Origin of the sequence: Roseovarius sp. MMSF_3281 (genome assembly GCF_030733685.1) — a bacterium.
In the GTDB taxonomy this organism is placed as follows: Bacteria; Pseudomonadota; Alphaproteobacteria; order Rhodobacterales; family Rhodobacteraceae; genus Roseovarius.
Genome location: NZ_JASHIM010000002.1, coordinates 442560 through 463929, shown reverse-complemented (window position 1 = coordinate 463929; position 21370 = coordinate 442560). Strand labels below are relative to the sequence as shown.

19 protein-coding genes and 1 pseudogene are annotated in these 21370 nt (G+C 61.9%); 11 read left to right on the top strand and 9 right to left on the bottom strand.

What is annotated here, in order from left to right:
* Position 1: 1 nt before the first annotated feature.
* On the bottom strand, positions 2-619 hold the full coding sequence (locus tag RBB32_RS04915) for a nicotinate-nucleotide adenylyltransferase (protein ID WP_306151564.1): 618 nt from the start codon (positions 617-619) through the stop codon (positions 2-4).
* Positions 620-704: 85 nt separating this feature from the next.
* Here RBB32_RS04915 and RBB32_RS04910 point away from each other — a divergent pair, with 85 nt between their 5' ends.
* Both RBB32_RS04910 and ettA read left to right on the top strand, forming a co-directional pair.
* A complete protein-coding gene (locus tag RBB32_RS04910; RefSeq protein WP_306151563.1) occupies positions 705-836 on the top strand; it encodes a hypothetical protein in 132 nt (43 codons plus the stop codon).
* Between the two features lie 74 nt (positions 837-910).
* Complete coding sequence (gene ettA, locus RBB32_RS04905; RefSeq protein WP_306151562.1) at positions 911-2566, top strand: energy-dependent translational throttle protein EttA; 1656 nt, start codon at positions 911-913, stop codon at positions 2564-2566.
* 623 nt (positions 2567-3189) lie between these two features.
* Here the strand turns inward: ettA and RBB32_RS04900 are convergent.
* A complete protein-coding gene (locus tag RBB32_RS04900; RefSeq protein WP_306151561.1) occupies positions 3190-3537 on the bottom strand; it encodes an antibiotic biosynthesis monooxygenase in 348 nt (115 codons plus the stop codon).
* Positions 3538-3759: 222 nt separating this feature from the next.
* Here RBB32_RS04900 and RBB32_RS04895 point away from each other — a divergent pair, with 222 nt between their 5' ends.
* The 6 genes from RBB32_RS04895 (at position 3760) to RBB32_RS04870 (ending at position 12965) form a co-directional block, all read left to right on the top strand.
* Positions 3760-5226, top strand: coding sequence for a PLP-dependent aminotransferase family protein (locus RBB32_RS04895; protein WP_306151560.1), 1467 nt, complete (start codon positions 3760-3762; stop codon positions 5224-5226).
* Positions 5227-5465: 239 nt separating this feature from the next.
* Entirely contained in the window at positions 5466-7238 is a 1773-nt protein-coding gene (xsc, locus tag RBB32_RS04890; RefSeq protein ID WP_306151559.1) for a sulfoacetaldehyde acetyltransferase, read from the top strand.
* A gap of 23 nt (positions 7239-7261) precedes the next feature.
* Entirely contained in the window at positions 7262-8266 is a 1005-nt protein-coding gene (gene pta / locus RBB32_RS04885; protein WP_306151558.1) for a phosphate acetyltransferase, read from the top strand.
* A gap of 166 nt (positions 8267-8432) precedes the next feature.
* Complete coding sequence (locus RBB32_RS04880) at positions 8433-11261, top strand: molybdopterin oxidoreductase family protein (protein WP_306151557.1); 2829 nt, start codon at positions 8433-8435, stop codon at positions 11259-11261.
* A gap of 61 nt (positions 11262-11322) precedes the next feature.
* Entirely contained in the window at positions 11323-12093 is a 771-nt protein-coding gene (locus RBB32_RS04875; RefSeq protein WP_306151556.1) for a 4Fe-4S dicluster domain-containing protein, read from the top strand.
* Positions 12093-12965 (top strand): DmsC/YnfH family molybdoenzyme membrane anchor subunit, encoded by an 873-nt coding sequence (locus RBB32_RS04870; RefSeq protein ID WP_306151555.1) that lies wholly within the window; start codon positions 12093-12095, stop codon positions 12963-12965. Before RBB32_RS04875 ends, RBB32_RS04870 begins: the two co-directional genes overlap by 1 nt.
* Positions 12966-13189: 224 nt before the next feature.
* Here the strand turns inward: RBB32_RS04870 and RBB32_RS04865 are convergent, their stop codons facing one another.
* From RBB32_RS04865 to RBB32_RS04855, 3 genes are all read right to left on the bottom strand, one after another.
* On the bottom strand, positions 13190-13765 hold the full coding sequence (locus tag RBB32_RS04865; RefSeq protein WP_306151554.1) for a DUF1523 family protein: 576 nt from the start codon (positions 13763-13765) through the stop codon (positions 13190-13192).
* Positions 13766-13776: 11 nt separating this feature from the next.
* Complete coding sequence (locus RBB32_RS04860) at positions 13777-14043, bottom strand: hypothetical protein (protein ID WP_306151553.1); 267 nt, start codon at positions 14041-14043, stop codon at positions 13777-13779.
* Between the two features lie 121 nt (positions 14044-14164).
* Complete coding sequence (locus tag RBB32_RS04855; protein WP_306151552.1) at positions 14165-15373, bottom strand: aminopeptidase P family protein; 1209 nt, start codon at positions 15371-15373, stop codon at positions 14165-14167.
* A 154-nt stretch (positions 15374-15527) separates the two neighbouring features.
* Between RBB32_RS04855 and RBB32_RS04850 the strand changes: the two genes are divergently transcribed.
* Entirely contained in the window at positions 15528-16523 is a 996-nt protein-coding gene (locus RBB32_RS04850) for a P1 family peptidase (RefSeq protein ID WP_306151551.1), read from the top strand.
* Positions 16524-16526: 3 nt separating this feature from the next.
* On the opposite strand, the gene RBB32_RS04845 is transcribed toward RBB32_RS04850, so the two are convergent.
* Together RBB32_RS04845 and RBB32_RS04840 are read right to left on the bottom strand one after the other, a co-directional pair.
* Positions 16527-17249 (bottom strand): 2-dehydro-3-deoxygalactonokinase, encoded by a 723-nt coding sequence (locus RBB32_RS04845; RefSeq protein ID WP_306151550.1) that lies wholly within the window; start codon positions 17247-17249, stop codon positions 16527-16529.
* Positions 17250-17255: 6 nt separating this feature from the next.
* Positions 17256-17672 (bottom strand): TIGR01244 family sulfur transferase, encoded by a 417-nt coding sequence (locus tag RBB32_RS04840; protein ID WP_306151549.1) that lies wholly within the window; start codon positions 17670-17672, stop codon positions 17256-17258.
* Between the two features lie 208 nt (positions 17673-17880).
* On the opposite strand from RBB32_RS04840, the pseudogene RBB32_RS04835 reads away from it, so the two are divergent.
* Together RBB32_RS04835 and RBB32_RS04830 are read left to right on the top strand one after the other, a co-directional pair.
* Positions 17881-18316: pseudogene (locus RBB32_RS04835) on the top strand (alanine:cation symporter family protein); the annotation flags it as partial.
* 221 nt (positions 18317-18537) lie between these two features.
* Entirely contained in the window at positions 18538-18825 is a 288-nt protein-coding gene (locus RBB32_RS04830) for a hypothetical protein (protein ID WP_306151548.1), read from the top strand.
* Between the two features lie 41 nt (positions 18826-18866).
* Here the strand turns inward: RBB32_RS04830 and RBB32_RS04825 are convergent, their stop codons facing one another.
* Positions 18867-20216: an aminotransferase class III-fold pyridoxal phosphate-dependent enzyme gene (locus tag RBB32_RS04825; RefSeq protein WP_306151547.1), complete on the bottom strand. Its 1350-nt coding sequence runs from the start codon at positions 20214-20216 to the stop codon at positions 18867-18869.
* A 72-nt stretch (positions 20217-20288) separates the two neighbouring features.
* Positions 20289-21359, bottom strand: a complete 1071-nt coding sequence (gene zapE / locus RBB32_RS04820; RefSeq protein WP_306151546.1) for a cell division protein ZapE — start codon at positions 21357-21359, stop codon at positions 20289-20291.
* Positions 21360-21370 lie beyond the last annotated feature (11 nt).

Below are 21370 nucleotides of genomic sequence, written 5' to 3'. Positions count from 1 at the left end.
TTCATTCGCCTTTTTCGCCTCGCGTCCACTGCCCCCGCGCCCGCAACCGGGTTGACGAGATATCCAGCATCGGCACGTTGACAAAGGCCCAGGCCGGCGGCACGGAACGGCCCAGCAGAACACCGCGCTTGCCGCGCAGCCGGGCATGTCCGTAGACCTGTGCCGCCTTCGACATCCGCGCCGAAATCCTCTGCCCCGGCCGGGCCAGAACGCCCACCGGCACCCGGCGCATGATGTCGTGCCAATCCTGCCATTGATCGAACTGCGCCAGGTTGTCGGCCCCCATGAGCCAGACAAAGCGCACGCCGGGGTACCGCGCCTGCATCTCGCGCAGGGTCTGGGCGGTATACCGCGTGCCAAGCTTTGCCTCGATATCGCTGACCTCGATGCGCGGATGGCTGACCAGATCGCGACAGGCCGCCATGCGCGCCTCCAACGGCGCGGGGCCATGCTCTTTCAACGGGTTGCCGGGGCTCACCAGCCACCACACCCGGTCAAGGCCAAACCGGCGCAGGGCCTCGCGGCTGATATGCACATGGCCCTTGTGCGGCGGGTCGAACGACCCGCCCAAAAGCCCGATCACCTGCCCGGCGCGCGCCTGTGGCATGCCCAACCGCATCTGCTGCATCCTCCCTGCGCCATCCCGGACGATGCACGCCCGACAGTCACCCGCCTGCCTTAGTCCAACTGGGCCGGAAGGTCCAATGCTTACAATTTCATTCAATTCGGTCCTGCACCGAGGTTTCGACGCCATGATCAACTGGCTGCGCGAAAACACCCCCCTTGAGGCCCCGGGAACCTTCGCCACCCCCAAGGCCCCCGGAAAACAAGGCTAACCGCCCATTGCTACGCCCTGCCCCCAAGGGTATATCGCGGGAAACCCAAGTTTTCCTCGCAGGAGCGGTATAAAATGGCAGCCTATCAATACGTCTACCACATGCAGGGCGTCTCCAAGACCTACCCCGGCGGCAAGAAATGCTTCGAGAACATCCACCTCAGCTTCCTGCCCGGCGTGAAGATCGGCGTTGTCGGCCCCAACGGCGCGGGTAAATCCACCCTGATGAAAATTATGGCCGGCCTCGACACCGAATTCTCCGGCGAGGCATGGGCCGCCGAAGGCGCCAAGGTCGGCTACCTGCCGCAGGAACCGCATCTCGACCCGGCGCTGACCGTCCGCGAAAACGTCATGCTGGGCGTGGCCGCGAAAAAGGCCAAGCTGGACCGCTTCAACGAGCTGGCGATGAATTACTCGGATGAGACCGCCGACGAGATGGCGCAGCTTCAAGACGAGATCGACAGCCAGAATCTCTGGGATCTCGACGCGCAGATCGACGTTTCCATGGAGGCCCTGCGCTGCCCGCCCGACGATGCCGATGTCACCACCCTTTCGGGCGGTGAAAAACGCCGGGTGGCCCTGTGCAAACTGCTGCTCGAAGCGCCCGACATGCTGCTTTTGGACGAACCGACCAACCACTTGGACGCCGAGACCATCGCCTGGCTGCAACAGCACCTGATCGACTACAAGGGCACCATCCTGATCGTCACCCACGACCGGTATTTCCTTGACGACATCACCGGCTGGATTCTCGAACTCGACCGCGGGCGCGGCATCCCCTACGAGGGCAACTATTCAAGCTGGCTGGAACAAAAGGCCAAGCGGCTGGAACAAGAGGCGCGCGAGGATAAATCGCGCCAGAAAACCCTCGAACGCGAACTGGAATGGATGCGTCAGGGCCAAAAGGCCCGGCAAGCCAAATCCAAGGCCCGGATCAATGCCTATAACGATCTGGCCAACCAGTCCGAGCGCGAAAAACTCGCCCGCGCGCAAATCGTCATCCCCAACGGCCCGCGCCTCGGGCAAAAGGTGATCGAGGTGGAGGGCCTGAAAAAGCACATGGGCGACAAGCTTTTGATCGAGGATCTGTCGTTTTCCCTCCCCCCCGGCGGCATCGTCGGCGTGATCGGCCCCAACGGCGCGGGTAAATCGACGCTCTTCAAGGTGCTGACAGGGCAGGAACAGCCCGACGAAGGCACCGTCGAATACGGCGATACGGTTGATCTGTCTTACGTCGACCAATCCCGCGATGACCTGAAAGACGATGAAACCGTCTGGGAGGCGATCACCGGCGGGGCCGAGATCATCCAACTGGGCGATGCCCAGATGAACTCGCGCGCCTATTGCTCGGCCTTCAACTTCAAGGGCGGCGACCAACAGAAAAAGGTCTCGCTCCTGTCGGGCGGCGAACGCAACCGCGTCCACATGGCCCGGCTGTTGAAATCCGGCGGCAACGTGCTCTTGCTCGACGAACCGACCAACGACTTGGACGTCGAAACCCTCCGCGCGTTGGAAGACGCCCTCGTCGATTTCGCCGGCTGCGCCGTGGTCATCTCGCACGACCGTTTCTTCCTCGACCGCATTTGCACCCACATCCTCGCCTTCGAGGGCGAGGCCCACGTCGAATGGTTCGAAGGCAACTTCGAGGACTACGAGGAAGACAAGAAGCGCAGGTTGGGGCCAGATGCGCTTGAACCGACGCGGATCAAGCACAAGAAGTTTGCGCGGTAACAACTCCTTGTCTTTTGCTGATTTACCGCTTTCTGCAAAGGGTGCGTACCGAGCTGCAAAGCGGCGCGCTTCAGCGAGGCGGATAGCAATCATGTCCGAAGCTGAGTTTGTTCAGCTTTGGACAGAGAGTTGCGGTGTATGCGCAATAAGCGGCCTGCCGTTTTCAGAGGAGGCAGAGGCCTACGAACCTGAGACAGGGTATTCTCGGCTTTCATCCCGCCCTTGGGAGCCATCTCTGGATCAAATTAATGCTGGTTGGGGTTATTCTTATAGTAACAGCCAATTAGTCTGCAAATGCGTCAACATCGGCAAATCTGGCTATAGAACCGAGACATTCGAGAAGTGGGTGTGCGCAACGGCAGAAATCATTAAATCAAAATATAATGACAAGCGGAAGTAGGCCGCCTGACGTTATAAGCCGCGCGCTCGCCAGACCGCGGGGTGGCGATACACCCTTTGAGCCCCTCGATTTATCGCAGCAACTATCGGAAAACCTCGACACGGCGCGCATACGTCACCCAATCGCCAGCCCGGGGGGCGGGCTGGCGATCGCGCGGCGGCGCTACGCGCCTTGATTCCGCGCGGGGCGGTCCACTTCGCAGCGATTGCCCGGGCACCTTACCTCACCCCCCATGCACCGCCTTGCTATCCGCCGGGGCCTCGGCGCGGTCTTCCATCCCGTAGTCGCGGATCACGCTGACCACCCGCAGGCGGTAATCGTCGAACATCCGCTCGCGCCCCGCCTTTTGCGCCCCGCGATGGGCCTCCAACTGCCGCCAACGCTCCACCGCCGCTTCATCCTCCCAGAAGCTCAGCGATAGCAGCTTCTCGGGGTTGGTCAGGCTCTGGAAGCGCTCCACGCTGATGAACCCCTCCACGCTTTCCGCCAATGGCCGCATCTTGGCGGCCATCTCCAAGTAATCGGCCTTTTGCCCCGCGCCGGGGGTCACCTCGAAAATGACCGCGATCATTTTATGCCTCCACTGTCATCGACTCGACCACAGACAACAGGATTGCGGCCCGTTGTGCAAACCCCGTTCCGCGCTCAAGCCGCCCGGGTTTCGTACGACTCGTACGACCCTGTCAGCCCGCCCTCCGATTTTCGTACGAAACGCAGGTATAAGACGTACGACTCGTACGAAAACCCATCATACCAGATTGTCACCGCGATAAGTCCAATCTAATCTGTTCCCATGGCAATTTCGGTCGAAACCTTCTTTCTCAACCCCGATGGTGAGGGCACGCTACAGGCCCGCATCCAACAGATGATCGCCCATGGCATCCTGTCGGGGCGGTTTCGCAAGGGCGAAAAACTCCCTAGTTCCCGTAAGTTAGCCCAGCACCTGGGCGTTAGCCGCATCACCGTGACCCTCGCCTATACCGAGCTTTTGGCCAACGATTACCTCGAGTCGCGGGATCGCTCGGGCTACTATGTGTCTGAAAACGCTCCGGAACCTCCGCAATTCACCCCAAGCCCACCCAGCCGCGACAGCATCGACTGGTCCCGCGCGCTTGGTCGCCGCTTTACCGGCGGGCGCACCCCTCACAAGCCGCTCGATTGGTCAAGCTATCGTTATCCTTTCATCTACGGACAGACAGACCCAAGCCTGTTCGACCATGCCAACTGGCGCCACTGCGCACTGCAAGCCCTTGGTCAAAAAGACTTTTCCGCGCTGACCACGGATTATTTCGATCAGGACGACCCCAAGCTCATCGAGTTTATCGCGCGCCACACCCTGCCCCGGCGCGGCATCCTTGCCCAACCCGATGAGATCCTTGTGACCATGGGGGCGCAAAACGCGCTATGGCTGACGGCACAGGTTCTGTTGACCCAACGGCGCACCGCCGCGATTGAAGAACCCTGTTATCATGCGCTGCGCGATATTCTGACCCAATCGCGTTGTCACCTCTCGGCGGTCGAGGTCGATCCGAACGGCCTGCCCCCCGAGGCATTGCCCGATCATGCCGATGTGATCTTTACCACGCCAAGCCACCAGTCGCCCACCAATGCCACGATGCCACTGGACCGGCGCAAGGAGCTGCTGGCCAAGGCCCGCGAGATGGATGCGCTGATTGTCGAGGACGACTACGAGTTCGAAATCTCTTTCCTGCGCAGCCCCTCTCCGGCCCTCAAATCGCTCGATACCGAGGGGCGGGTGATCTACGTGGGCAGCTTTTCCAAGTCGATCTTTCCGGGGCTCAGGTTGGGCTATCTCGTTGGATCAAAACAGTTTATTCGCGAGTGCCGCGCCCTGCGCGCCTCGGTGCTGCGCCATCCGCCGGGGCATATCCAACGTACGGCGGCCTATTTCCTAAGCCTTGGACATTACGACAGCCTGATACGGCGCATGGGGCAGGTTTTCGCCCGCCGCCGCAAGGTGATGGAACAGGCCCTGACCAATCATGGCTTGGGGGTCGAGGGGCGCGGGGTCTTTGGCGGTTCGTCCATCTGGATGCGCGCGCCCAAGCGGGTCGATACCGAGGAACTGGATCATAACCTGCGCAAACGCAGCGTGCTGATCGAACCGGGGCGGCCCTTCTTTCGCGGCCCCGGCGCACCGCGCAACTTTTACCGGCTGGCCTATTCCTCGATTCCCTCCGAGCGCATCCCCGGCGGCATCGCGATTCTGGCCGAGGAACTGGCCAAGGCCAAAAATTAATGGCCTTGCGGGTGCGTCTCGTAACTATCTGTGAATTAATCTGAAAATTATTTTTCCGTGAATTTTCGCCTCGCTGCGTGTAATATAGTTTATCATCAATTGAGACGTTTGGTCTCAATAATTATTTGCACTGGACATAGCATGGCTTTACATCTGGCCCTACTTAACGGGTTCGCTGCGGCATACCTTCTGCCCGACTCGCCGGATTTCCGGCCATTTTTCTCTTGGGAGTGCCAAACATGAAGATGACCACCGAAGAAGCTTTCGTGAAAACCCTTCAACGCCACGGGATCCAACATGCCTTCGGGATCATCGGCTCGGCCATGATGCCGATCTCCGACCTTTTCCCAAAGGCCGGGATCACCTTCTGGGATTGCGCCCACGAAGGCAGCGCCGGCATGATGGCCGATGGCTACACCCGCGCCACCGGCAAGATGTCGATGATGATCGCCCAGAACGGCCCCGGCATCACCAACTTCGTGACCGCCGTGAAAACCGCCTACTGGAACCATACGCCGCTTCTGCTGGTCACGCCGCAAGCGGCGAACAAAACCATCGGTCAGGGCGGCTTCCAGGAAGTCGAGCAAATGAAGCTTTTTGAGGACATGGTCGCTTATCAGGAAGAGGTGCGCGACCCGTCGCGCGTGGCCGAGGTTCTGGCGCGCGTGATCTCAAAGGCGAAACAGCTTTCGGCCCCTGCGCAAATCAACCTGCCGCGTGATTACTGGACGCAGGTGATCGACGTTGAAATCCCGCAAGCCCTTGAATTCGAACGCTCTTCGGGTGGCGAAAACTCGGTTGCCGAGGCCGCGCGCATCATGTCCGAAGCCAAGAACCCGGTCATCCTCAACGGCGCGGGCGTGGTCCTGTCGAAAGGCGGCATCGCGGCCAGCCAAGCCTTGGCCGAGCGTCTGGATGCCCCCGTTTGCGTGGGCTACCAGCACAACGATGCCTTCCCCGGCTCGCACCCGCTTTTCGCGGGCCCGCTTGGTTACAACGGCTCAAAGGCTGGGATGGAACTGATCAAAGAGGCCGACGTGGTGCTCTGCCTCGGCACACGCCTGAACCCGTTCTCGACCCTGCCGGGCTACGGCATGGAATACTGGCCCGCCGACGCCAAGATCATTCAGGTCGACATTAACCCGGATCGCATCGGCCTGACCAAGAAGGTCAGCGTCGGTATCGTCGGCGATGCCGCCAAGGTGGCAAACGGCATCCTTACCCAACTCTCCGATACCGCCGGTGACGAAGGCCGCGACGCGCGCAAGGCCAAGATCGCCGAAACCAAATCCCGCTGGGCACAACAGCTTTCGTCGATGGATCACGAAGACGACGATCCCGGCACCTCGTGGAACGAACGCGCCCGCGCCGACAAGCCCGAATGGATGAGCCCCCGCATGGCGTGGCGTGCCATCCAAAGCGCCCTGCCACGCGAGGCGATCATCAGCTCGGACATCGGCAACAACTGCGCTATCGGCAACGCCTACCCGGCGTTCGAAGAGGGCCGCAAGTACCTTGCGCCGGGTCTGTTCGGGCCTTGCGGTTATGGCCTTCCGGCCATCGTCGGCGCCAAGATCGGCTGCCCGGACGTACCGGTTGTGGGCTTTGCCGGTGACGGCGCCTTCGGCATTGCGGTCAACGAACTCACCGCCATCGGCCGCAGCGAATGGCCCCCGGTCACGCAGATCGTCTTCCGCAACTACCAATGGGGCGCGGAAAAGCGCAACTCGACCCTGTGGTTCGACGATAACTTCGTCGGCACCGAGTTGGACGACGACGTCAGCTACGCCGGTATCGCCAAGGCCTGTGGCCTCAAAGGCGTGGTCGCCCGCACCATGGACGAACTGACCGATGCGCTGAACCAGGCGGTCAAGGACCAGATGGAAAACGGCACCACCACCCTGATCGAGGCGATGATCAACCAGGAACTGGGTGAACCCTTCCGCCGCGACGCGATGAAGAAACCCGTTGCCGTGGCCGGTATCGACGCCTCGGACATGACGCCGCAATAAGCAACGATAAGGGCTTGGGGGAGATGACAAAGACACCGATCAATCTGCTTTTGTCAGATCCCCCGGCCCATCGTGCGACCATTGCCCTAAGCGAAGGTGCAGACCCTCGTGTTGTCCAAGGGGGTCTTGCCGCCATTCAGGCCGGTTTGGCCGATGTCATCCTTGTAGGGGATGCCGGGGCCGTTGAAGAGGCCCTTGCCGATCAAGGCGCCGAAGCCAGCGATCACCTCACCATTCATGACCCTGCCACCAGCCCCCTCAGCGACAGCTTCGCCGAGGCGTTTTTCGATCTGCGCAAGCACAGGGGTGTAGATATGCAGGCCGCGCAGGCGGCTGTGCAATCCCCATTGGTCTATGCTGCCATGCTTGTACGCACGGGCCATGCCACCGGCACCGTCGGCGGGGCCGTGGCCACCACCTCCGATGTCGTGCGCACCGCCATTCAGGTCATTGGCAAGGCACCCGATGCCGCCATGATCTCAAGCTTTTTCCTGATGTACCCGCCGGAACAGGCCACGCCGCACGGCCGGGCCATGCTGTATTCCGACAGCGGGCTGGTGATCGACCCATCGGCCGATGAACTGGCCGAGATTGCCGCCGCCTCCGCCCGTTCCTGTCGGTCACTGATGCGCGAGGAACCCAAGCTCGCCTTTTTGTCGTTCTCCACCAAGGGCAGCGCCCGGCATGAGAAAGTGACCAAGGTCACCGATGCCTTGGCCAAGCTGCAAGCGGCCCACCCCGACCTGCACGCCGACGGCGAGTTGCAATTCGACGCGGCCTTCGTGCCCTCCGTGGGAGCAAGCAAGGCCCCCGAATCCGAGATCGCGGGGCAGGCCAATATCATGATCTTTCCCAACCTCGATGCGGGCAACATTGGCTACAAGATGACCCAACGCCTGGGCGGTTACGCCGCCATCGGCCCGATCTTGCAGGGCCTTGCAAAGCCCGCGAATGACCTTTCGCGTGGATGCAGCGCGGCGGACGTGACCGAAATGATCGCTGTCACGGTCTTACAGGCGATGGATTAGTCCCCGCCAATGAATTTCTACGAAACAGGGCAACCACGAAACAATGTTTTGCCCCGCTTCGGCTTCCCCGGCATCAATGTTCGGGAAAGATGACAAAAGAAGAAAACTGTCGCGGCTATGGGGCATCTGCCCTAACGTGACGCAGGATTAAAACAGGGATACGCGCATGACGCTTCACCAACCGAAGATCAACACCTCGCCCAAGGTCTCGGACGAGGTGCGCAAGACAACCTGCTACATGTGCGCCTGCCGCTGCGGCATCAATGTGCACATGAAGGACGGCAAGGTCGCCTATATCGAGGGCAACCGCGATCACCCGGTGAACAAGGGCGTGCTATGTGCCAAGGGCAGCGCCGGGATCATGCAGCACAACGCGCCGTCGCGCCTGCGTGCGCCCCTGAAACGCGTCGGCCCCCGCGGCTCGGGCGAGTTCGAGGAGATTTCGTGGGACGAAGCACTCGGCCTTGCCACCGAATGGCTGGCCCCCGTCCGCGAAAAGAACCCCGAAAAGCTGGCCTTTTTCACGGGCCGCGATCAATCGCAAAGCTTCACCAGCTTCTGGGCCCAAAACTTCGGCACCCCCAACTACGCAGCCCACGGCGGCTTTTGTTCCGTGAACATGGCGGCGGCGGGCATCTACACCATGGGCGGCGCCTTTTGGGAATTCGGGCAACCCGATTGGGATTATACCAAGCTGTTCATGATTTTCGGCGTGGCCGAGGATCACGATTCCAACCCCATCAAGATGGGCATCGGCAAGATCAAGGAACGCGGCGCGCGTGTGATCGGGGTGAACCCCATTCGTTCGGGCTATAACGCCGTGGCCGACGATTGGGTCGGCATCACGCCGGGCACCGATGGGTTGTTCATTCTGTCGCTGATCCACGAATTGCTCAAGGCGGGCCGGATTGATCTGGACTACCTCGCGCGTTTCACCAATGCGCCCTGCCTTGTGAACATGGACCCGGATTCGCCCGAACACGGGCTGTTGCTGCGCGATGACGACGGCAAGACGCTGGTCATCGACCGCAAGACAGGCAAGCTGACGCCCTTTGATCAACCCGGCGTGCAGCCCGACCTGTCGGCCAGTCACCGCAAGGCGGGCATTACCCATAAACCCGTGATGCACCTGATCGCCGAGCGCTACCTTGACGATCAATACGCCCCCGAGGCCGTGGCCGAGAAATGCGGCATAAAACCTGCGAAAATTCGCGCCATCGCCGCCGAACTGGCCCGCGTCGCCTTTGACGAGGCCTTCGAGCTGGATCACGAATGGACGGATTTCCGCGGCGAGACCCACAAGACCATGACGGGCCGCCCGGTCAGCTTCCATTCGATGCGCGGGATTTCCGCCCACTCCAACGGCTTTCAAACCTGCCGGTCGCTGCACCTGCTGCAAATCCTGCTGGGCACGGTCGAGGTTCCGGGCGGTTTCCGCTTCAAACCGCCCTACCCCAAACCCGTCAGCGCCCACCCCAAACCGCATTGCGGCGTGACACCGGGCAAGCCACTGGACGGCCCGCACCTCGGTTTTGTCCAAGGCCCCGACGATCTGGCGTTGAAAGACGATGGCAGCGCCGCCCGCATCGACAAGGCCTTCACATGGGAAAACCCCATGTCGGCCCACGGCTTGATGCACATGGTGATCTCCAACGCCCACGCGGGCGACCCTTACAAGATCGACACGCTCTTCATGTACATGGCGAATATGTCGTGGAACTCGTCGATGAACACGCGCGGCGTGATCGACATGCTGACCGACACCGACGAAAACGGCGATTACGTCATCCCGCATATCATCTATTCCGATGCCTATAGCTCGGAAATGGTTGCCTATGCCGACCTGATTTTCCCCGATACCACCTACCTGGAACGGCACGATTGCATCTCGCTGCTCGACCGCCCGATTTGCGAGGCGGATGCCGCCGCCGACGCCATCCGCTGGCCGGTGGTTGAGCCGGACCGCGACGTGCGCGGCTTCCAATCGGTGCTGTGCGAGTTGGGCGCGCGCCTCAACCTGCCCGGTTTCGTCAACGAAGACGGCAGCCAGAAATACGCCGATTACGGCGATTACATCACCAACCACGAACGCAAGCCGGGCATCGGCCCGCTGGCCGGATGGCGCATGGGCGAAGATGGCCTGACCCATGGGCGCGGCGGCCCGAACGAGGCGCAGCTCGACCATTACATCGAGAACGGCGGTTTCATGGTCAAGCACATCCCCGAGGATGCCAGCTATTACAAACCGTGGAACAAGGCCTATCAGGACTGGGCGGTAGAGCTTGGACTCTTCGACAGCCCGCAACACTATATCTTCGACCTTTACGCCGAACCCCTGCGCCGCTTCCAACTGGCCGCCGAAGGGCATGGTGACCGGCAACCGCCCGACCACCTGCGCGAACGGATCAAGGAAACGCTCGATCCGCTGCCGATCTGGTACGCGCCCTTTGAGGACACCGGCGTCGACACCGAGGAATTCGATGTTCACGCCCTCACCCAACGGCCCATGGCCATGTACCATTCATGGGGCACGCAAAACGCATGGCTGCGGCAAATCCACGGGCACAACCCGCTCTACCTGCCGACCAATATCTGGCAAAAGCATGGCTTTGCCGAAGGCGATTGGGCGCGCGTGACCTCGGCCCATGGTGAGATCACCGTGCCGGTGGCCCACATGGCCGCGCTCAATGAAAACACCGTCTGGACATGGAACGCCATCGGCAAGCGCAAGGGCGCCTGGGCGCTCGACAAGGACGCGCCCGAGGCGACCAAGGGCTTCCTGCTCAACCACCTCATTCACGAACTTCTGCCGCCCAAGGGGGATGGCCTGCGCTGGGCCAATTCCGACCCGGTGACCGGGCAGGCCGCATGGTTCGACCTGCGGGTCAAAATCGAAAAGGCAGAAGCCCCCGCCGAGGCGCAACCAGGGTTCGATCCGATCAAGTCACCCGTGGGCCAAGGCCCCGATCACCTTGAATGGAAGGTGGGCAAATGAGCGACACCATCCAAACACTCTCCGCCGCAACCGGGCCGCAATTCACTGAGGAGTGCTGCGCATGACAACGCTTCCCGAAAAAACCGACCGCAAACTGGGGCTGGTGATCGACCTTGATACCTGTGTCGGCTGTCACGCCTGCGTGGTCTCCTGCAAAGGCTGGAACACCGAAAACTACGGTGCGCCCCTCTCGGATCAAGACCCCTATGGCGCCGATCCGACGGGCACCTTCCTCAACCGCGTGCATTCCTACGAAGTGCAACCCGAGGAAGGCGCCGCGCAACTCATCCACTTCCCCAAATCCTGCCTGCATTGCGAAGACGCCCCCTGCGTCACCGTCTGCCCCACCGGGGCCAGCTACAAGCGCACCGAGGACGGTATCGTTCTGGTGAACGAGACCGATTGCATCGGCTGTGGGCTTTGCGCCTGGGCCTGCCCCTATGGCGCGCGGGAAATGGACGCCGCCGAAGGCGTGATGAAGAAATGCACCCTCTGCGTCGACCGCATCTATAACGACAACCTGCCCGAGGTGGACCAGGTGCCCGCCTGCGTGCGCACCTGCCCCGCAGGGGCCCGGCATTTCGGCGATCTGGGCGACCCCGACAGCGAGGTCAGCCAACTTGTGGCCGAACGCGGCGGCATGGACCTGATGCCGGAACAGGGCACCAAGCCGGTGAACCAATACCTGCCGCCCCGGCCCAAGGATGAACTGGATCGTACTGCGGCCCCCGAGGACAGCGAGATCGACGTTCTGGCCCCCTACCTCAATCCCGTCGCCGACAGCCCCAAGGGCTTCCTCGGCTGGCTCGACAAGACATTGGAGAAGCTCTGATGCATCCCGCACCCTCCGTCATCATCTTCACGACGCTGTCCGGTCTGGGCTTTGGCCTGCTGTTCTGGCTCGGGCTTGGCTTTCCCGCCGTCACCGGCTGGACCGCCTTCGCCTTCTTTGCCATCGCCTATGCACTGGCCGTCGGCGGGCTTCTGGCCTCCACCTTTCACCTCGGCCACCCCGAACGCGCGATCAAGGCCTTCACGCAGTGGCGCTCAAGCTGGCTCAGCCGCGAAGCTTGCACCAGTGTCGCCGCGCTCGTCGTTATGGGCCTCTACGGCGCAGGGTTGGTGTTCTTTGGGGAACGCTGGGCGCTGCTGGGCTGGATCGGCGCGGCGCTCTCGCTACTGACCGTCTACACCACCTCGATGATCTACGCCCAAATGAAAACCGTGCCGCGCTGGCAGACGCCACTGACCCCGGTGCTGTTCCTGACCCTCGCCATAACCGGCGGCGCGATTCTGTCCGGTGAAGTCACTGCCGCACTGGTGCTTTTGCTATTGGCTGCGGTGGTGCAGGTCATCTGGTGGCAACGCGGCGATGGCGCGCTTGCGGGCAGCGGCACGAACCTCGCCACAGCCACCGGCCTCGGCAAACCCGGTCAAGTCCGCGCCTTCGAGCCGCCCCATACCGGCACAAACTACCTCCTGCGCGAATTCGTCCACGTGGTGGGCCGCAAACACGCGATGAAACTGCGCCTCATTGCGCTCGTGCTGGGCTATGCCCTGCCCTTCGCCCTGCTGGCGCTGCCCTTCAACCACGTCTTTGCCCTGCTGGCCGTGCTCAGCCACCTGACAGGGATCGCCGCCTCGCGCTGGCTGTTCTTCGCCGAGGCCGAACACGTGGTAGGCCTCTACTACGGCAAACGGTAACAATATCCCGGACACGGGCTTCTTCTGGCCCGAAATATCCTGGGGAAGTTTGAAAATCCTCTGATTTTCAAACTGGGGCAAAGCCCCTAACGGCGCGCGACAGCGCGCTTATCCGGCGCGCCGCAGGCGCGCAGTTTGGAATGCGTTCGGGCCACGCAGGCCTTGGGGGCGCTGCCCCCAAACCCCCGGGATATTTAGCGCCAGAAGAAGACGGATCGAGCGCGTCACTCCCAGCCGTCGGTCCATTCGTCGACCTTGGGTTCGATCTTGTTCCTTTTGAACCGCCTCCAGCGCGCCCAGATGCCCCAGGCGAAGGCCGCAAGGATCGTCAGAACGATAATGTTGAACCACGGGATAAGCCGCGCATCGGGGCCGGTGACCTGCTTGATGCCAACCGCATTGGGAAAGATCGACAGGAACTCGTTGCGCCAACCATAGTGGGTGACGGCATACCACTCGGGTTCAGCCTTGCTTGAGACCGCATCGCTGGCATCGGTATAAAGGTTCGCCGTGTCGAACTTGAAATAGGGCGGCCAGCCCCAGCCGGTGTCCTCGTTGCGATAGACCATCGGGTCGCCATCCGGGTCGATCGCCTGAATGAACTGCACGTCCCAGCTTTGCAGGCGTTCTTGTGACTGGTCCGACGCCGCCCAGAACACCTTGGTCCAGCCGGTCACGTCCTGGCGTTCTTCGTAGGTGTTCACGATCCGCACGATATCGCGCTGCGGCAAGGTGTAGTGCAAGAACCCCACCACGACCGCCCAGAACAGCCCCCAGAACGCCCATTTGACATAAACCATCACAAGCCCCTTCACATGAAATTCGTCACATAGATAATCATGCCGATCACCACAACCGGCACCACGTAGATGAGCGCGATCAGCTTGCGGCGCAAGGATCGCTCATATTGCGCCATGCCTCGGGTGATATAGGTTTCCTTGTCACCGGGGCGCCCCGTATCGTTCCATTCCTGCTCCAGTTTGCGCCGCCGCACCGCGCGCGACCAGAACGAAACGATGACATAGATCACCGACAGGATCAGGAAACCGAAAACCACCAATCGCAGGAATGCCAGCATGGCCTGTCCTTTTCATCTGCGCTTCCCTCTGCATAAGCGGCAGGCGTTCGCAGGGCAATGACGATCCATGCAAAAAGGGCGCCCCGGTGGCCGCCCTTCCGCTGCGTTCTGCGGATCTGGCTTAGCCCACCACGTTGAACTCCGGCCCATAGGGATAGCCGGTGATGTTCTCGTTGCCATCCTCGGTGATGATCAGGATATCGTGTTCGCGGTAGCCGCCCGCACCCGGCTGCCCCTCGCCAATGGTCAGCATCGGCTCCATCGAGATCACCATGCCCGGCTCAAGCACCGTGTCGATATCCTCGCGCAGTTCCAGCCCCGCCTCGCGGCCATAATAATGCGACAGCACCCCGAAGGAGTGCCCATAACCAAAGGTCCGGTATTGCAGCAGGTCCCGCTCAGCGAAGAAATCGTTGATCTTGTGGGTCACCTCAGCACAGCCTGCCCCGGGTTTCAGAAGGCTCATCCCATATTCATGTGCGGCCACGTTGGCCTCCCAGATTTTCAGGCTGGCCTCGTCCACCTCGCCCATAAACATCGTGCGCTCAAGCGCCGTGTAATAGCCCGAGATCATCGGGAAGGTGTTGAGGCTCAGGATATCACCGCGTTGCAATTGCCGCGCCGTCACGGGGTTATGCGCGCCATCGGTGTTCAGCCCCGATTGGACCCAGACCCAAGTATCGCGGTATTCGGCATCGGGGAAGGATTTGGCGATCTCCCACTCCATTGCATCGCGCCCGGCCATGGCCACGTCGATCTCGCGCGCGCCTTCCTTGACGGCCTCGCGGATGGCATAACCGCCCACATCGGCCACCCGCGCCGCTTCGCGGATCAACACAAGTTCGGCGGGGGATTTATGCATCCGCTGGCGCATCGTGGTGGGGGCGATGTCCACCATTGTCAGGGGCTGCAGGAAATCCTCAAGCTTGTCGCGCTGTTGCAGGGTCAGGTGATCGCCCTCATACCCCACGACGCGCCCCTCGCCCGTCACCGACAGGATCGCGCGCCAGAAATTATCGCGCTGCCAGTCGGTATAGGTGATGTTGTCGCCATGGCAGCGCCGCCAAGGTTGGCCCGCGTCGATGCCCGCGCTGATCGTCACGCTTTCGCTTTCGGTCACCACAAGCCCATAGGGCCGCCCGAAAGAGCAATAGAGGAACCCGCTGTAATAGGCGATATTGTGCATCGAGGTGAAAACCGCCGCTTGCACACCGGCCTCATCCATTCGCGCGCGCAGCCCCTTCAGCCGCGCCTCGTACTCGACCTCGGCAAAGGGCAGCGGGGCCTTTTCGCCGTTGTGGAAACGATACATCTCAGGACGTGCAGTCATACGACCCTCCTTCAACAGAAAGGTCCCGGCGTTCAGGACTGTTTGGGTGAAGGCCCCAAGCGGGCGACGCCATCGCCCCGGCCATAGGCTTTCCTTGCTGATCGCGCGCAATCTGGCAAGATGAATTTGACCTAGGAAAGGGAATTTTATCGCCATGACAGCCAAACCCGGCCCCCGCAACCTGATCACCGATGTGCCCGGCCTTCGCGTGGGTCAAGCACAGGATGACACCGTCAAAACCGGGGTCAGCGTGTTGTTGGGCGACGCGCCTTTCACCTGCGGGGTGCATGTGATGGGCGGCGCGCCGGGGACGCGGGAAACCGATCTTCTGGCCCCCGACAAGACCGTGGAACAGGTGGATGCCCTTGTGCTTTCCGGCGGCTCGGCCTTTGGGCTTGATGCCGCCTCGGGCGTGGCCGATGGCTTGCGCGCCATGGGGCGCGGCTTTGCCGTGGGGGATCAGCGCGTGCCCATTGTGCCCGGGGCGATCATTTTTGACCTGCTCAATGGCGGCGATAAGGATTGGCCCGACAACCCCTATAAACGCTTGGGGCAAGAAGCCTTGGCCGCCGCCTCTGACAACATCGCGCTTGGCAGTCACGGCGCGGGCACCGGCGCCACCACCGCCACCCTCAAAGGCGGCATCGGCTCTGCCTCAATCATGCTGCCCTCGGGCCATACGGTAGGAGCGCTTGTCATCGTCAATGCCCTTGGCTCGGCCACCGTAGGTGAAAGCCCCCACTTCTGGGCCGCGCCCTTCGAGCAGAGCGACGAGTTCGGCGGCCTCGGCCCTGCCAGAACCTATCCCGATCTCACGACGCCGCCAACCAAGCTCGGCCAACACGCCAATACCACCATCGGCATCGTCGCCACCGACGCGGCGCTTACCAAACCGCAATGCACGCGGCTGGCCACCGCCGCGCATGATGGCTATGCTCGCGCCTTGGTGCCATCGCATACGCCGATGGATGGCGATTTGATATTTGCCGCGGCCACCGGCGCACGCGCCCTCACCGAGCCACTGTCCGAAACCCTCATGCTGGGCCACGCGGCGGCCACCTGCATGGCGCGGGCCATCGCGCGCGGGGTCCATGCCGCCACGGCCGCCGAAGGCGACACGCTTCCCACTTGGAAGGATAAATTCGGCTAGGGCCTACCCGGCAAGGCCCAATTGCTGCCCCAAGGCCTGCAACCCCAAAGGCTCCAGCGCCTCGCTCTCGGCCTCTTCAACCGGCACGCCCTGCGCCCGCAAAGCCCCGGCAAAGCCCAGCCTGTCGCCGATCACCGCCACCTGCTGACCCAGCCAATAGGCCCGCGCGGCGGCCAGTTCCGCGCCGATCAAATGCCCGGTCAGCGCCCCCGCCTTTCCGGCCACTTCCGCCGCGCGCAGATGTGCGGCCAACCGCTCGGGCCGGCTCAGGCTATCGGCAACGGCGCTCTCTTCGGGGTGATCCGCCCCGCCTAGGGCCGCGTTCAAACGTGGGGTCAGGAAGCTTTGACAACTCACCACCTCATCGGCGCTGATATGCATCCAATGACTGATCCCGCCCTCGTGGGCGCAAAGGATTCCATCCCAATTCTCACGGCTGACCAGAAACCCGGCAATCCAGATACGCACCCATGCGCCGATCACATCCGGCGGCCTGTCTTGGGTCAGCGCCGGGCATCCGGCGCCGGTTTTCGGCAGAACCGGGGCTGGAACGGCCTGCGGCGCACCATCGCCAATCCGAATGAGCTTGGCCTCACCATGGCCCAAGGCCGCAAGCGCCCCGGCCTCGTCCGCACCCCGTGCCGACGATACCCACGTCGCGCCCCGCATCGCATGGGCCGCAACCCCCGTTCCACCGTGACGGCCAATGGCAATCCAATCACTCATGACCGATCAACGCGCCTGCAACTGGCGTACAAGTCCGCCCATGTCATAGCCCGCCGCCCGCGTGGCGTTCAGGATCTCGTCAGCCCCCAAGTCGTCGTACTTCACAAGGCTCCACAGCATCGTGCAACGCGTCCCGGTCCGGCAATAGGCCAGGATCGGCTTGGGCATCTCCTCAAGCGCTTGGGCGAAATCCTGCGCCGCCTGCGGCGTCACCATGCCCGACACGATCGGCACGCTGCGCACCTCAAGCCCCGCCGCCTCGGCGGCCTTGGCCACATCGTCATAGTGGGGCTGGCCATATTCCTCGCCATCCGGGCGATTGCACAGGATGGATTTGAACCCGGCCTGCACCACCGCCTCCACTTCGCTCACATCAATCTGTGGCGAAACCGAAAAATCATCCGAAAGCTTGCGGGCATCCATGGGCACTCTCCTTTGGCATCCCCTGACATATGCCCCCAAGAGCGACCAAATTTCAATGCGACCGCAAGTCGTCCCGTCCAAGACACCCTGCAAACTTGTGCGCAACAGCAACCATAAGGCGTCTGACCCGCCGATACCGGCACGAAAACCGCGGCGAAAGATGTGCAAAGGCCACTTTCAGGCCCTTGCCACCGCCCTGTCCAACACCATGTCGGGCGGCCCGATGTATTACCTGACCAAGGGCTTTGCCGAACGCGGGTTGCCGGGCGGTAAAATCCTTGCCGTGATGTTCTCGATCTTCTGTATCCTCGGTGCACTGGGGGGCGGCAACATGTTCCAAGCCAACCAGGCCCACCAGCAGATCAGCGGCATCGTCGGCGCCTACCCCGGCTGGATCACCGGCGTGATCTTCGCCCTTGTCGTCTTTGCCGTGATCATCGGCAGCCTGAAGTCCATCGCCCGCGTCACCGAGAAAGTCGTGCCGTTCATGGGCGTGATGTACGTGCTGGCCGCCCTGATCATCATCCTCGCCAATGCCGATATGATCGGCTGGGCCTTCGGGCAAATCTTCGCCGGTGCCTTCACCGGGCTTGGCGTGGCGGGCGGGCGGCATGGTCGGCGCGCTGATCCAGGGCTTCAAACGCGAATTTCAAAGCTATTCCGAGCGCCTGCGCTCGGGCGAGATCAAGAATTTCAAATAGACAACGTTTTCCAATATCCTGAACAGGGCCGGCCATACGCCGGCCCTTTTTCGTGCTATGATGCCTTGGCCGCAGCCGGTTGATGAACGCGATCCGCGCTCTTACCTCTGCGAGTGATATAAGACGCAACACGGCCGACTTGCAATTGAAAGAAAGGATTACCCATGGCTGATAAAGACGCATACGAAAAGAAACTAAAGGCGCAACTCGACGAATGGCAGGCCAACATCGACAAGATGCGCGCCCAAGCACAAGAGGCCAGCGCCGACGCCCAGATCAAGTATCAAGAACAAATCAAGGAGTTGCGCAGCCAACGCGACGAGATGGAAACCAAGCTCAAGGAACTGCAACAGTCGCAAACCGCCGCTTGGGAAGACGTCAAGGCAGGCGCCGACAAGGCATGGGACGACATGACCAAGGCCATGCAGGACGCCTGGAAACGCTTTACCTGACACCAAGCACAGGGTGCGCAGTCACTGCGCACCCTGCAACCTCACGCCGCCGCAAACCCCTTGTCCAGCGCGGTGAGGATCCGGTCTACCTCGCCTTCGGTGATGGTCAGGGGCGGTGACATCAGGACGTTATGCGCCCCCAGCCGCACCATGGCCCCGGCTTCATAGGCCGTCTGGTGCACGCGCTTCATGGTCTCGGCATCCATCGGTGTCTTGGCCGCCCGGTCACTGACAAGTTCGATCCCGGTCATCAGCCCGTGACCCCCGCGCACATCGCCGATAATGTCGTATTTCTCGGCAAGCTTACACACACCTTCATAAAGCTGCGTACCGCGCGCCGCGGCGTTGCTCTTGGTGTCCAGCCGCACGGTCTCGCTCAGGCAGGCGACAACCGCCGCCGCGCCAACGGGATGCGCCGAATAGGTATAGCCGGTCCAGATCGCCCCCTCCGGCCCGGCGCTTTCAAACACATCCGCCACCTTGTCCGACAGCAGAACACCCCCCACCGGGAAATAGCCGCTGGTGATTCCCTTGGCGATGGTCATCATGTCGGGCTTCACGCCCCAATGCCGCGCGCCGGTCCAATCGCCCGTCCGGCCAAAGCCACAGATCACCTCGTCACTGATCATCAGTATACCGTAACGGTCACAGACCTCGCGCATATGCTTCATGAAGCTGGCATCGGGCACGATCACCCCGCCCGCGCCCTGAATCGGCTCCATGATGAAGGCGGCAATCGTGCTAGGGTCTTGGAACTCGATCTCGTCCACCATCGCCGCCGCGATCTTCTCAGCCAGCTTGGCAGGGTCGGTTTCATCAAAGGGATTGCGATAGGTATAGGGGCTGGGCAGATGAAAACAGCCCGGCAAAAGCGGCTCATAGGTGATGCGGAAACGGTTATTGCCGTTTACGCTGGCCCCGCCCCAATGCGTCCCGTGATAGCCTTTCTTGAGGCTCAGGAACTTGGTCCGCGTCGGCTCTCCGCGCAGGCGGTGATACTGCCGCGCCATGCGCAACGCGGTGTCCACGCTGTCCGACCCGCCCGAGGTGAAAAACACCCGGGCCATGCCATCTTCGGCAAAGAACTCCTGCACCGCGTATGACGCTTCGATCGCCGCCGGGTTCGAGGTGCCGGCAAAGGCCGAATAATAGGGCAACTGCCAAAGCTGATCGGAAATCGCCTGTTTCACCGCGTCGTTGGAATACCCAAGGTTCACGCACCACAGGCCGCCCACGGCATCCACCGCGCGATGGCCGTCAATGTCGATAATCTCGACACCCTCGGCCCCCTTGATGATCTTGGGGGCGTTGTCTTGCGCCTCGCCGGGGTGGCCCATCGGGTGCCACAGATGCCGGGCGTTCATCTCACGCAGGAAATTGTCGTCTTTCATCGGGGCGCTCCTTGGGCTGAGTCTCGGATTTGATCAAATCCTGACACCACCCCGCCCCCAAGTCCAGTAGAGTCAGCTTTCCTCGCGGCCCCAGCCTTCGGATTGCATCTCGCGCAAGCGGCTGGCGGTGCGTTCGAACTCGAAACTGCCCTCACCCTCGACATACAAATACTCCGGCTCCGCCGCCGCCGAACAGATCAGCCGTACCTTGGCCTCATAAAGCGCATCAATCAGCGTGACAAAGCGCTTGGCCTCGTTGAAATTCGACCGGCTCAATCGCGGCACGTTCTCCAACACCAGAACCCGCGCCGCCTGCGCCAGTGCAAGGTAATCCGCCGGGCCAAGCGGCTTGCCGCAGAGATCATAGAACGAGGCCCGCGCCACACCATTGCGAAACGCCGGTATCTCGACCTCGCGCTTTTTCACATGCAGGGTCAAAGGCTCGCCCCCCTGCCCGTCGGTCAGGCCCTGCCAAACCTCTTCAACCTGCGCCCGCGCCTCCGGCCCCAACGGCGCGAAATAGGTGGGCGAGCCTGCCAGCCGATCCTGCCGGTAATCGGTGGGGCTGACCATCTCGTGCACCACCATCCGCTCTTTCAGAAGGTCGATGAACGGCAGGAACAGCTGCCGGTTCAACCCGTCCTTGTAAAGATCATCGGGCACCCGGTTACTGGTCGTTATCACCACGACACCCGCCTCGAACAAGGCCTCGAACAACCGCCCCACGATCATTGCATCGGTGATATCGGTGATCTGCATCTCGTCGAAGGCCAAAAGGCGCACGTCCTCGACAACCTGCTTGGCAACGGGCGCAAGGGCATCCTCCACCCCCTCGGCCCGGGCCTTGTGCATGCCCGAATGGATTTCCTGCATGAAGGCATGGAAATGCACCCGGCGGCTTGGCACGTCCAACCCCTCCACGAACAAATCCATCAACATGGATTTGCCGCGCCCCACACCGCCCCACAGGTAAAGGCCCTTCACATCGGGGGGCGCTGTTCGCCTGAACCACCCCCGTTTCACGGGCTGCATCACCCCCTCGCGAATGCGGTCAAACTCTGGCAACACCGCTTCCTGCGCGGGGTCCGGCGTCAGGCTGCCCTCGGCCACCAGCCGGGCGTAACGATCACTCATGCGTTCCATGGCCCCGCCAT